At 58.0% G+C, this 11940-nt stretch carries 11 protein-coding genes; 4 read left to right on the forward strand and 7 right to left on the reverse strand.

The features are described 5' to 3' along the window. A complete protein-coding gene (locus tag ABVF61_RS31630) occupies positions 1–918 on the forward strand; it encodes a carbohydrate ABC transporter permease (RefSeq protein ID WP_353997606.1) in 918 nt (305 codons plus the stop codon). A gap of 4 nt (positions 919–922) precedes the next feature. On the opposite strand, the gene ABVF61_RS31635 is transcribed toward ABVF61_RS31630, so the two are convergent. From ABVF61_RS31635 to ABVF61_RS31645, 3 genes are read right to left on the reverse strand one after another with little or no spacing between them, the layout of a single operon-like run. Beyond that, positions 923–2410 carry an FGGY-family carbohydrate kinase gene (locus ABVF61_RS31635; protein WP_353997607.1) on the reverse strand — a complete coding sequence of 496 codons (1488 nt, stop codon included), beginning with the start codon at positions 2408–2410 and terminating at the stop codon, positions 923–925. After that, positions 2407–3477: a M42 family metallopeptidase gene (locus ABVF61_RS31640; RefSeq protein WP_353997608.1), complete on the reverse strand. Its 1071-nt coding sequence runs from the start codon at positions 3475–3477 to the stop codon at positions 2407–2409. The genes ABVF61_RS31635 and ABVF61_RS31640 overlap by 4 nt, the downstream gene beginning before the upstream one ends. Beyond that, positions 3474–4277 (reverse strand): BtpA/SgcQ family protein, encoded by an 804-nt coding sequence (locus tag ABVF61_RS31645; RefSeq protein WP_353997609.1) that lies wholly within the window; start codon positions 4275–4277, stop codon positions 3474–3476. The genes ABVF61_RS31640 and ABVF61_RS31645 overlap by 4 nt, the downstream gene beginning before the upstream one ends. A 90-nt stretch (positions 4278–4367) precedes the next feature. Between ABVF61_RS31645 and ABVF61_RS31650 the strand changes: the two genes are divergently transcribed. After that, complete coding sequence (locus tag ABVF61_RS31650; RefSeq protein WP_353997610.1) at positions 4368–5390, forward strand: aldo/keto reductase; 1023 nt, start codon at positions 4368–4370, stop codon at positions 5388–5390. Between the two features lie 57 nt (positions 5391–5447). Here ABVF61_RS31650 and ABVF61_RS31655 read toward each other — a convergent pair whose 3' ends face one another. From ABVF61_RS31655 to ABVF61_RS31665, 3 genes are read right to left on the reverse strand one after another with little or no spacing between them, the layout of a single operon-like run. Next, positions 5448–6296 (reverse strand): PfkB family carbohydrate kinase, encoded by an 849-nt coding sequence (locus ABVF61_RS31655; RefSeq protein ID WP_353997611.1) that lies wholly within the window; start codon positions 6294–6296, stop codon positions 5448–5450. Further along, complete coding sequence (locus tag ABVF61_RS31660; protein WP_353997612.1) at positions 6293–7264, reverse strand: sugar phosphate isomerase/epimerase family protein; 972 nt, start codon at positions 7262–7264, stop codon at positions 6293–6295. Before ABVF61_RS31660 ends, ABVF61_RS31655 begins: the two co-directional genes overlap by 4 nt. After that, positions 7261–7989 (reverse strand): GntR family transcriptional regulator, encoded by a 729-nt coding sequence (locus ABVF61_RS31665; RefSeq protein WP_353997613.1) that lies wholly within the window; start codon positions 7987–7989, stop codon positions 7261–7263. The genes ABVF61_RS31660 and ABVF61_RS31665 overlap by 4 nt, the downstream gene beginning before the upstream one ends. 276 nt (positions 7990–8265) lie before the next feature. Here ABVF61_RS31665 and ABVF61_RS31670 point away from each other — a divergent pair, with 276 nt between their 5' ends. Then, on the forward strand, positions 8266–9648 hold the full coding sequence (locus ABVF61_RS31670) for an FGGY-family carbohydrate kinase (RefSeq protein WP_353997614.1): 1383 nt from the start codon (positions 8266–8268) through the stop codon (positions 9646–9648). 98 nt (positions 9649–9746) lie between these two features. Here ABVF61_RS31670 and ABVF61_RS31675 read toward each other — a convergent pair whose 3' ends face one another. Then, the gene (locus ABVF61_RS31675; RefSeq protein WP_353997615.1) at positions 9747–10628 is read right to left on the reverse strand and encodes a polysaccharide deacetylase family protein; all 882 of its coding nucleotides are present in this window, start codon (positions 10626–10628) and stop codon (positions 9747–9749) included. Between the two features lie 212 nt (positions 10629–10840). On the opposite strand from ABVF61_RS31675, the gene ABVF61_RS31680 reads away from it, so the two are divergent. Beyond that, positions 10841–11923, forward strand: coding sequence for a TRAP transporter substrate-binding protein (locus ABVF61_RS31680; RefSeq protein WP_353997616.1), 1083 nt, complete (start codon positions 10841–10843; stop codon positions 11921–11923). The last annotated feature ends 17 nt before the right edge of the window (positions 11924–11940 follow it).

An 11940-nucleotide genomic window follows, 5' to 3' on the forward strand; every position in this document is an offset into this window, starting at 1 on the left:
ATGACGACCCAGATTTTCCACGACACAGAGGCTGACCGGTCATTCAAGGCCAAACGCATATCGGGTAGAATTCTGATCTACGGTATCCTGATCGTCTGGGCGTTCATTTCGATCTTCCCGATCTACTGGACGATCACCACGAGCTTCAAGATGGCCCCCGATGTCATGAAGGGGAACATGGTGCCCTGGTGGGATTACATCCCGAAGTGGCTTGGGTGGCGCTCGCTCGGGCTGTCACCGGATACCATTGCCAACGAGAGCACGGTTCGGGATGAGTTCCTGAAAAGGTTCTGGAACTCGACCGTCGTTGCGGTTTCCGCCTCCACGCTCGCGGTCATGCTGGGCAGCATGACGGCCTATGGCCTGTCCCGCTTCAATTACCGCTTCGGCTTCATGCGCAATCCGGACATCTCGTTCTTCTTCCTGAGCCAGCTTATTCTTCCGCCGGTCGTGCTCGCGCTTCCGTTTCTGGTTCTCTACAAATCGCTTGCGATGCTGGATACGCGCATTGGCCTCATTCTGCTCTATACGCTCACGGTCCTGCCTATCGTGATCTGGATCATGCGCGATCAGTTCGGCTCCATTCCAACGGAGCTTGAGGAGGCCGCGCTCGTTGACGGTCTGTCGATCTGGGGCGCGTTCCTGACAATCATTCTGCCCATCGCGGCACCCGGCATGGTCGCGTCGTTTATCCTGTCGCTTGTCCTGACGTGGAACGAGTATTTCTTTGCTGCACTGCTGACATCGAGCCACGCAACAACCCTGCCCGTAATGGTCGCGAGCCAGACCGGATCGCAGGGCATAAGCTGGTGGTCCATGGCAGCGCTCAGCTTTGCGGCCATCCTTCCCTTGATCATCATCGGAATTGCGCTTGAGCGGTTTATCATCAAGGGCATGGCAGCCGGTGCGGTGAAATAACCTGTTACCCAAGCTCGGCCGCAATATCCCTGGTTTGCTCATAGAGCCGGCGGAAGAGCGGGTAAGTCTTGCGGTAAGCCGGAACGTCGTTCGGGTGGATCGTCTGCGATGCGGGGTTCCACCTTGCAATGTCGTCAATATTTGCTTCGCCGATCGCCAGCCGGGCCAGGAACGCATCGCCGTAGCTCGCACCAACCGTTTTTTGACAAACGATTTGGCTTAATCCGGACGCATCTGAAGTTCCCTGCAGCCATACGCCGTTTTTTGTGCCGCCACCGACCGCGAGGATGCGCGTCGGTTCGACACCGGCGTCCCGATACGTCTCGACAACGTGGGCCGTGCCAAATGTGATCCCCTCAAGGAGGGCCCGGTACATGTGCCCGCGCGTATGGGTCAGGTTCAGACCGAAAAAGGTCCCCTTTGCATGCGGATCATGCAAGGGCGTCCGTTCGCCCGAAAAATAGGGCAAAAAAAGCAGACCGTTCGCGCCCGGGGCGACTGCCTCCGCTTCTTGCGCGAGTGTCAAAAACGCCTTCTCCCTGGGAAGCTCGCGCGCGAACTGATCGCGGAACCAGTGTGTCAGCGTGCCAGACGTTGCCAGTCCCGCCATGGATGCGTGCAGTCCGGGAAAAAGCCAGGGCGCATACCAGAGACGTCCATCCCGGACGCGATCTTCGGTCAGTGTGATGATGAAGATGGTTGATCCATACATCATCATCATGTCACCGGTTGAGCGAACGCCCACGCTGAGCGCTTCCGCGGCTGCGTCTATCGTTCCCGACGTGACGGGTGTTCCTTCCGCAAGACCCGTTTGTGCAGCAGCTTTCGATGTCACGTGGCCAGCAATCTCGGACGACCACAGCAATCGCGGCAACAGGTCCGGCTGCAGGATTTCGGGGGCGAGATCGAAGCACCAGTCTTGCGTGATCACATCATAAAGCGGTGAAAAATTCGCAGCCGTATAATGGTCGATCACATATTCACCGGTCAGCCGATGAACGATAAAGCTGGTGGAGGTCAGGATCTTGTGCGCCGCTTGATAAATCGGCGGGCGATTGTTTTTCAGCCACAGGATCTTCGGCCCGACCGACTGGGATGTAAGAGAGTTTCCGCAGCGCTCCAGTAGAACGTCGTCTCCGATCCGGGCGGTGAGGCTTTCGACTTCACTCATCGCCCTGGTGTCGACCCCATAGAGCACACCATTCATAAGCGGAGCGCCATCCTTGTCGACCGGCAGCATGCACGGGCCGATCGCAGAGCATGCGACGCATTTAATCTGATTGCCGGTGATGCCGGATTGCCGGATGAGATCTTTTGTGACGGCGACGAAGTCACCCCACCAGTCCTCTTCGGGCCGATGTTCCGCCCACCCAGGCTGAGGCACCGTCATTTCGTGAGCCTTGCGTGCGGTGGCGACAACCTCACCGCTTGCGTCGGCCAGTACGCCTTTCGTTTCATAGGTGCCGATATCGACCCCGAGCGTATAGGTCATGCGCGGCGGTCCAGCTGGGTTTCGGGTGTGATTTTTTCCAGTGCGGCACGCAGGAGCTTGGCTAGGTCTTCCAGATCGCTGATCTGGCACACCTCCAGCGACGAATGGCTGTAGCGCATTGGAAAGCCGACATCGATTGACGCCACGCCTTCACCCACCAATTGCACATAGCTGAGATCCGTCAAAACGCCCACCTGTGCGGACCTTTGAAGATTCATCGCAAGACCCGTGGCCGCGTTTTCAAAGACAGTGACAAGCGCAGGATGCGGCAAGACCCCGTTCAGCGTGCCGCGGCCGTGGAAGCTGTAAAGACTGATGCCGGGTCCGCCGCCAAGGCTCATGTCGCCCAGCTCGGACGTGTCCGGCGTGTCGCACGCGAGCATGAGATCAATCTGAATGGCAATGTCCGGTTTCAGGTTTTGCGCCGCGACGACGGCACCGCGTAAATTGAATTCCTCCTGGGTGGAAAACACAACGTGAACCGTCGGGCCGTCCTGCCGATTGGCGAGCGACCTTGCAACGTCCAGGAGCACTGCGCATCCGGCCCTGTCGTCGATCGCGGTCCCGGCAACACGTCCCTCGGCAAGCTGCATGTAGTTCGGAGCGTAAGTAACCGGCGTCCCGATTACGATCCCGTCCCCTTCTGCACGGGCCTTGCTCGTGTAGCCGGCATCAATGAAGAGCTCCGCTGCCTTCGGAACTGAATATTTTTCGTCAGGCTGGGTGGCGTGGTGGCTTTTGTTCGCAATGACACCGGGAATGTCTTTGCCGTTCGCGGCAGACAGAACGACTGCCTGTGAAAGCAGCGCCCGTTCCGGCACGCCGCCGACCCGATGGACTCTGATCAGACCGTTGTCTTCAACCTTTCTGACCACGAAACCCAATTGATCCATATGGGTGAAAAGCATCACCGAAGGGTTTGTCCCCGGAAAGGTCGCGATCAGGTTGCCAAGACGATCTGTCCGGCACGGCACGGGCATTCTGGCGGCAATTTCGCCGGCGACGCGTTCTTCGTGGCCGGAGAGGCCGGGGATCAGAGCGAGGGCCCGGAGGTCTTCGGCAATCATCGGGCGGCCCTCGCCAGGTCCATGAACTGCCTGGCGCGCTCCGGATCTACCGCATTCCAGGTATTGCCGTCGACTTTCAGACTGGAGCCGACAACGCAGCCGTCGGCGATGCGAAGAACTTCGGCGACGGTCGCGTGCTTTACGCCGGTATTCGCGAGGACAGGCGTATCGGGCAGAACAGACTTTACGGCTTCTAGGTCTTCCATCCGCGCGGCCTCTCCGGTGATTTGACCAGACACTAGAACGGCGTCAGGGATCGATGAAAAAACCGCCGAGCGTGCCCGGTCGGGAAGCGGCCGGCGATCCAGACTGTCGGCAAATTCCGCGGACACGTTGTAGAGCATCAGGAGATCGTCTCTATCCAGGCGCTTTCGATAGCGCAGGGCGCCTCCGGCATCCGGTGCCCAGTGTCCCATGTCGCTCGCATAGGTGCCGGTGAAAATCTCACGGCAAAACGCAGCGCCGCAGGCAGTCGCCAATGCGACGGTGCTCTTCGGATCCCAAAGGACATTGACCCCGAAGGGGACGGTGATCTGCTCCCGCAGACGGCCGATGACATAGGCCATCGTTGTTGTGCTCGCAGGGTCGACGGTGAATTCGTAGGGGCGGTCATTTTCGTTCCCGAACATCACCGCGTCGACGCCAGCTGCCTGAAGCGCGCGAAGGTCGGCTTCAGCGTCCCTCAAGAGGCCATCGACGCCGCGGTCCGCGTTGTAAAGCGGTGTCCCCGGCAATGCGCCCAGATGAACCATGGCGATGACGGGTTTGGGTGTTCCAAAAACAGCTTCGAATTTGCCCATTAGGTTTCCTCCGTATCTCCATGCTGCCGAAAATTGAAGGTGCAGTCCAGACTATTTAATACTAGCATGTCAGTGGATAGGAGGCTTTCCATGGCGCTACGGACACGACATTGGGACAGGATCGGAAACGGGGGTGTTACCGTCACGGATCTTGGATTTGGAACGGCACCGCTGGGAAACCTTTATCGCGCGATTTCGGACCAGGACGCCGAGGAAATCCTGTTGTCCTGTTGGGACGCAGGTGTGCGTTACTACGATACAGCGCCACTTTACGGGCTTGGTCTTTCGGAGACCCGGCTCAACCCGCTCCTGCGTGGCAAGGACCGCGACAGCTATGTACTGTCGACCAAGGTCGGCAGGATCCTCCAGGTGACAGCTCCTGATCAAAGGGACGGGTTCGGCAAGTGGTTTGACGTGCCTTCGCGGCGCGAGATCTACGATTACACCTACGACGGTGTCCTGCGTTCAATCGAGTTCAGTCTTGAACGGCTGGGTGTCGACCGGATCGATATCCTGTTCGCCCACGATCTCGATATATTCAATCACGGCACGCAAGATGCGCTCGACGCCAAATTGAACGAGTTCATGGATGGTGGTTACAAGGCTTTGCTTTCCTTGAGAGATCAGGGTGTCATCAAGGCCTTCGGCGCTGGTGTGAACGAATGGCAACCCTGCCAGTGGATGGCCGAGCGGGGAGACTTCGACATCTTCCTTCTGGCGGGGAGATACACATTGCTTGAGCAGGAGGCCTTGACCAGCTTCCTGCCGCTATGTGAGACGCGCAACATTGGCGTAGTCATCGGTGGTCCCTACAATTCCGGTATCCTGGCAACGGGCCCCAAACCGGGCGCTTTCTACAACTACGATCCGGCGCCCGAAGGCGTGCTTGAAAGGGTTCGCGGGATCCAAGGCATCTGTGACAGCCATGGCGTTCGCATGGTGGATGCTGCCTTTCAGTTTCCACTCCGTCACCCGTCGGTGATTTCAGTTATCCCGGGCGGACAGGGCGTCAGCGAAATGGAAAGCAATCTCGAAGCGGAGAACGCTGAGATCCCAGAGGCACTTTGGGCCGACTTGAAACACGAAGGTCTGGTGCGGGAAGACGCTCCATGATTTCGGGCATCGCTTCGTGATTGAAAGCCTGGTGGCAGGCGGCGCGGATGTCTGTTTCTACAGGCTTCCGGAAACGTGTTCCGCAGCCGCAGTTTGCGCTCTTTCGATGGCCGTTTCGAATGGAGTGCCGTCTGCATATGCCGCTGCAAAGGCACCGACAAAGACATCTCCGGCACCGTGTGTTGAGTGGACCACCGCTTCCTTGGCGGGCTGATGTCGCGGTGTCTGACCGCTCTGTGCGAAACACACGCCGTCTCCGCCGAGTGTCACGATGACGCTCGATCCTGGAACCAGGGTCTGAAGCTTGCGCACACTGCCGGCCCAATCTGTATCAGAGGGCTCGTTTCCCAAAAGGTCCGAAGCCTCCAGGCGATTGACAATCAGCACGTCGACGGATTGCAGGTCTTCTCCAGTCAGGCCTGTTGCGGGGGCCGCGTTGAGGACGATTGGCACACCCGCATCAAGAGCCTTTTGTTTGACCCGGCGCAACGCGGAGTGCGTCATCTCGTTCTGCAAGAGCAGCATTTGGCACCCGCTCGGGATGTTCATCAACTCGGCATCGAATTTGTGGTTCTCTGCCGAGACGATCACAGCGCCGTAGTTGCCGTCTTCATCGACAATGGCGGCGCTCATTCCGGACGCATCCGGCCCGGCCTGAAGTCCGGACACGTCGATCCCGGCTTCTGTCAATCTGAGTTTCATTTCGGCACCAGCCTGATCCGATCCGATCCGCCCTGCAAATGCGACATCTGCACCTGCAAGGGCTGCCGCGATGGCCTGGTTTCCGCCTTTTCCGCCAAATTGATAAGCGACTGACGAGCCGCGCAGTGTTTCATCGATATGCGGCAGTCTGGACGCGCGCACCACGACGTCCCAGTGCAGCGCCCCCACGACCAGTATCGTCATAATCCGTAGAGCTCCCGGGCAACGATCCGCTGGGAAATCGCCGCATCCTGCCGGCTGATCGCGTCGCTGAGCTCAGGGTCGTCGGACAAGCGATAGGCGACGTCCAGAAGGCGATCGGTCATGAGAACATTCGTGCGCGCTTCCTCGATCGGGTTCAGGCCGCCCATGTCGGGAAAGGTATCGAAGTAGATCACATCCGTCTGGTTGGCCCGCAGCATTGCGATCAGGAGTTCGACAGTCTGTATGGCGTGAACGGAACCCACCATGAGGCCATCGTCGCGTTTGCCATAGCCGTCGTTCAGGTGCAGACCGATCATCCTGGAATGGCGCGCGATCAAAGCAGCCGAACAGGCAGGCATTTCGTCTGCATAAAGGACATGGGCAAAATCGAGCGTCACGCCGAGATTGGCGGCATTCACTTCCCTGCAGGCGAGCAAAGTCGTGCCAATGTCCGGCATGAGAGAAAACGCCCGTGGCTCATTCGGTTTGTACTCGATCGCGATATCAAGGCCGGGGTTGTGAGCGCATACCTCCCGGATCGCCTCAATCGTATGGTCCCAGGCTGACGAGTAGTTCATCTGAAAGGCATAGTCGAACCCGTCCTGTCCCATCCAGAGCGTGACGACCTTGCCTCCCATCCGGGTACAGGCATCCAGTCCCTGCTTTGTGATGTCGAGGGCAGCCTGGCGGACAGACGGGTCAGGATTGGTAAAGGCTCCAAGCTTGAATGCGGGCTCGGAATAGTAACGCATGGCGATGCCGTTCAGCTCCAGTTCCGCCTTGTCCAACGCGCCTTTGACGGCTTCTTCGCCGTGTTTCGAAAAATGATCCGGATAGTTCAGGTCGGCTGCGCCGAGCCCTTCCACCTGTCCGGCGGCAGCGATCCAATCGAGCACATCGGAGCCAGGCAAGAGCTGTTTGAAGGCATTGAGGCGAGCCGCATAGCGGGGACGGTTGCGTCTTGTCATGGTCGAGAAAAAAGCTCCGGGCGATCGCGTTCTACCGCTTCCAGGTGGCGAATAAGCTGGCCCAGGTGAAATTCCGTTGCGCTTCTGGCTGCACCTGGATCGCGCGCCGCGAGGGCATCGACAATCGCATAATGCTCATCAAGCGTATCCGAAACGCGCCTCGGATTCGGCAAGACAAGCTGGCGGGCGCGGTTGACATGCAGCCAACTTGTCTCGGCGATGGATGCCAGGCGTTTGAAGTGCGTGAACCCCATGATCAGATTGTGCATTGCCGTGTCGGACTTGTAAAATCCCTGAATGTCCTGATGCTCCACAAGCCCCTGCTGAACCTTCAGGTTTCGTCGCAAGAGCGTGATCTGGTCGTCGGTAATGATCTGGGCCACATACTCAACGGCAGCCAGCTCAAAAGCTTCTCTGATGAACGCCGCCTCGCGTATCTCGTCCATTGACAATTGAGCCACATAGGTCCCCGACTGTGGCATGACTCTGAGCAATCCCTCGGCGGCGAGCTTCGTCACGGCTTCTGCAACAGGGCTGCGCGAAATGCCCAACTGGTCGCATATCTCGGCTTTCCGCAGGACTTCTCCGGGTTCGTAAGCCAGGGTGAGAATCGCGTCCTTGAGGCTCATGTAAACGCGAGACGAAAGACTGCCTTCGTACTCTGACAAAGGTGTCAGCCGAACGGTGCCGGAGGTCTCCATATCTGTGGCCGTCGTTTCGCTCATTGGTATACTAGCATGTTACATTTCGCGCGAAATCCGGACAAGGGCGTTTGTCGGCAGTCTGCCGCTTCTTTGTGAATTTGAAGCTGTGCTCGTGTTGAAGGCTGTCGATGGCGTCGTTGGAGTGCAGCGGTCAAATAGTTGAGCGGTGCATCGGTCAAGGCGCGCGAAAGCACGCGTTGAGGTGAAAAGGGGAGTGTGACAGGCTTCGAAACGGCGCATCTTTCCATTTGATCCGGAACGGAGCGCCAACGGGAAATTGGTCGCACAGGAGCGTAAGTGAGACACGTAGCGGTCATAGATATTGGCAAGACGAACGCCAAGGTTGGCGCGGTGGATGCGGTCGAAGGCACCGAAATCGACATCGCGACACAGCCGAACGTCGTTCTGGCAGAGCCACCCTATCCGCATTACGACCTTGAAGGGCTTTGGCGCTTCATCATCGCAGTACTGGCAGAGCAGAACACGAAACACGGGATCGATGCGATCTCAATCGCGACGCATGGCGCAAGCGTGGTTCTCCTGGATGACGAAGGCAACCTGGCAGCTCCGATGCTGGACTATGAGTACGCCGGGCCTGATGAATCGTCGGCAGGCTATGAGGCCATTCGCCCCGACTTTCAGGAAACAGGGTCGCCCCGTCTTGCACTGGGTCTCAATGCAGGTGCCCAGATCTACTGGCAACTTCGCCAGGATGCTGGCCTGAAGGATCGGATCGCCAGCGTGGTCACGTATCCCCAATACTGGTCCTTCAAGTTGACGGGTGTGCGGCACACGGAAATGACCTCACTTGGCGCGCATACCGACCTGTGGAACCCGCAGGAGCGCCGCTTCTCGTCGCTGGTCCACCGGTTGGGTATTGAGAACAAGATGGCGCCCGCCCGAATTGCGGCCAACTGCATGAATGGTTTGAAGCCGGAGATTGCCGCTCTCACGGGACTGCGGGCTGGCATTCCGGTTGCGAGCGGCATTCACGACTCGAATGCATCGCTCTATCCCTACCTTCGCGCGCTGAAAGGGTCTTTTTCAGTCGTGTCGACCGGGACATGGGTGATCTCGTTTGCTGTTGGCGGTCAAAAGACGGAGCTGTCTCCTGAACGCGATACTTTGTTGAATGTGAACGCGTTCGGAGATCCCGTCCCGTCTGCACGGTTCATGGGGGGACGAGAGTTCGACCAAGTGATGCAGGACGGCGTCCGTCAGGCCTCCGATAAGGATGTGTCACGCGTTCTGGCCAATCAGATCCAGCTTTACCCGGCCGTAGATCCTCTGTCGGGACCGTTTCGGGGCGCCCGGGCAGGCTGGAACATCGACGATAGTTCCCTCTCTGATGGTGAGCGGTATGCGGCCGCCTCCTTCTACCTTGCGCTGGTAACGAGCAAGTGCCTGGACCTGATCGGCGCTGAGGGGCCGACGATCGTGGAGGGTCCGTTCGCCAGGAACGACCTATTCATGAAGATGCTTGAGGTCGCCAGCGGGCGCGTCGCTGAAGGCTCGAAAGTCTCTACAACGGGCACAGGTCTCGGGGCCGCCTTGCTGGTCTCGGACACTTTGAAAAATCCTGTTGAACCGCCAGACGCGTGCGCCGTTCTTAACTCAGATTCATCGTATCTCGATTATGCACAAAACTGGTTCCAACAGGTTGCCACGAGACAGTCATGATGTGAGATTTGTTTTGGTGTGTATTCGTTTTGTCATTGATCACTGATTGGGGTCTCAGGCTTTAACTGATTTTGTAACCGTCGCATCGACGACAATGCCTAAAGATCCACCGTGCTGCGAATATGATCATTGATGGCGCCTGCGGTGGTCCACCACACAAGGTCGCCGGAATTGGCCTGCATATATCGAAGTGCGCGCTCAAGGTGTTTGATCCTGTGCGGATGGCCCATCAGATAACCGTGGAGCGCTATTCCCATGACAAGCGGGCGGGTTCTTGCCTCCTCCAGCAGAACGTCGAATGCATCGATGATCATGTCCGCAAACTCATTCCCTTCGCGTTTGCGTCCAACGATCTGAGGTATGTCGTTCAGTTCCTGCGGGTAAGGAATTGACAAAATGCGCCCGGAGCGCGTTGTCATCCAGGTCGGCTGGTCGTCGTGGCACCAGTCCAGAAGATACTCGTATCCGGCTTCCTGCAGCAGATCCGGCGTGACATGGCTTTGAGATATCCACGGCCCCAGCCAGCCTTTCGGGTTTTGACCATGTTGCGCCGCCAGGATCTCGGTTGACTGTTCGATGAGCCTTCTCTCTTCATCTTCAGACAAGGTTCCCTGCCGCTCGGCATTTGTGCGTCCATGGCCGGCGATCTCGTCTCCCCTAGCGGCAAATGCGTCGGCAAGTCCCGGTGCCTCGGTGTAGATTTCCGAGTTGACCAAGGCCGTGCAGGGCAGAGCCAGGCGGTTGAACAGCGCAAGCAGGCGCGGTGCGCCCACCCTGTTGCCGTAATCGCGCCAGGCGAAATTCAGAACGTCGGGCTGCAGGCCGCCCGGGGCAAGTTCAGCCCCCAGTCCTTCACCGAACGAAAACACTTCCAGGTTCATGCCGAGATACACCGCAAGGCGTCGGCCGCCCGGCCAATCGTAATCTGCCCGGTTTTGTATCTGGCTGAATTCATAACGACCGTGACGAACGATCCCCATCCTGCTCAGTCCCTTCGCTTTCGTCTTACGCTGCCTATCGCCCGACCAAAAGGCATATTTTCTGCACAAAGAATCAGCAAAAAAGCTTCGGTATCAAAAAATAGGCACAATCACTATTGATTTGGATTGCATACAATTTATTTCAACGCTAGTGCAAAAATCAGAAAACATTGCAAAAACGCCTTTGATTGTATACGATCAGGAGACAAATCATGGATAGACGTTCGTTTCTCACGACGGCCGGTGTCGCCGGTGCAGCCACACTTGCTGCCCCAGCTGTTGCACGGGCCAGCTCAATTGAATGGAAGATGACGACGGCTTTTCCCGCAGGTCAGCCGTTCTATTCGACGGGCCCGGGCTCCCTTTCCGACTTTGCCGATCGCGTCCGCGCCATGTCCGGCGGCCGGCTCGATATCCAGGTATATAACGGCGGTGAACTGGTGCCGGCCTTTGAAGGGTTTGACGCCGTACGCCAGGGCATCGTCCAGATGAACGGCTGGGTCAGCTATTTCGGAGCAGGCAAGGTGCCGGCCGCCCAGTTCTTTGGCGCTGTTCCCTTCGGCATGTCCACGCAGGGCCAGAACGCCTGGTTCTATATCGGTGACGGCATCAAGCTCTGGAATGAAGTCTATGAACCCCTCGGTCTGGTGGCGATGCCCATCGGCGCAACCGGGGTGCAGATGACCGGCTGGTTCAACAAGGAAATCAACTCGATCGACGACATGAAGGGTTTGCGGCTGCGCATTCCGGGCCTCGCCGGCAAGGCTTACTCGCGCATTGGTGTCGACGTGAAGGTTTTGCCTGGCGGTGAGATCTTCCCGGCCCTGGAACGCGGTGTGATCGATGCTGCGGAGTGGGTTGGCCCGGCGCAGGATAAGATCCTGGGTTTGAACAAGGCCGCCAAATACTACTACACGACCGGCTGGCATGAGCCGACCACGGTCACCGAGCTCACGATCAACAAAGCGGCGTGGGATACGCTTGATGCGGAACTGCAGGCGATTGTCACCAACGCGGCCGCAGCCTGCAACGTAATTTCGCACAGCTGGGGTGAAGCCAACAACGCCGCAGCCTTGAAGGAGTTTGCTGCATCCGGAACGGAACTGCGCACGCTTCCAACCGAGGTCGTTGAATCGCTCCGTGTCGAAATGGATGCCGTCTATGCAGAAATGGGTGCTGCCGATCCGCTCTTCAAAAAGGTGATGGACAACTACTTCGCCTTCAAGGCGGAGCATGATGTCTGGGCAGATGGTTCAGAGAAGGTCTGGCACTCCGAATTGCGCACCGCGTCATAAGAAACCTTCTGACACGC

The sequence above is a fragment of the Roseibium sp. HPY-6 genome (assembly GCF_040530035.1).
In the GTDB taxonomy this organism is placed as follows: domain Bacteria; phylum Pseudomonadota; class Alphaproteobacteria; order Rhizobiales; family Stappiaceae; genus Roseibium.

What these genes read in the sequence shown, in the direction of transcription:
- ABVF61_RS31665 (WP_353997613.1), bottom strand. Translation starts at nt 7,989, where the DNA reads ATGAGCGAAACGACGGCCACAGATATGGAGACCTCCGGCACCGTTCGG.
- ABVF61_RS31675 (WP_353997615.1), bottom strand. Translation starts at nt 10,628, where the DNA reads ATGGGGATCGTTCGTCACGGTCGTTATGAATTCAGCCAGATACAAAAC.
- ABVF61_RS31640 (WP_353997608.1), bottom strand. Translation starts at nt 3,477, where the DNA reads ATGATTGCCGAAGACCTCCGGGCCCTCGCTCTGATCCCCGGCCTCTCC.
- ABVF61_RS31680 (WP_353997616.1), top strand. Translation starts at nt 10,841, where the DNA reads ATGGATAGACGTTCGTTTCTCACGACGGCCGGTGTCGCCGGTGCAGCC.
- ABVF61_RS31655 (WP_353997611.1), bottom strand. Translation starts at nt 6,296, where the DNA reads ATGACGATACTGGTCGTGGGGGCGCTGCACTGGGACGTCGTGGTGCGC.
- ABVF61_RS31650 (WP_353997610.1), top strand. Translation starts at nt 4,368, where the DNA reads ATGGCGCTACGGACACGACATTGGGACAGGATCGGAAACGGGGGTGTT.
- ABVF61_RS31645 (WP_353997609.1), bottom strand. Translation starts at nt 4,277, where the DNA reads ATGGGCAAATTCGAAGCTGTTTTTGGAACACCCAAACCCGTCATCGCC.
- ABVF61_RS31660 (WP_353997612.1), bottom strand. Translation starts at nt 7,264, where the DNA reads ATGACAAGACGCAACCGTCCCCGCTATGCGGCTCGCCTCAATGCCTTC.
- ABVF61_RS31635 (WP_353997607.1), bottom strand. Translation starts at nt 2,410, where the DNA reads ATGACCTATACGCTCGGGGTCGATATCGGCACCTATGAAACGAAAGGC.
- ABVF61_RS31630 (WP_353997606.1), top strand. Translation starts at nt 1, where the DNA reads ATGACGACCCAGATTTTCCACGACACAGAGGCTGACCGGTCATTCAAG.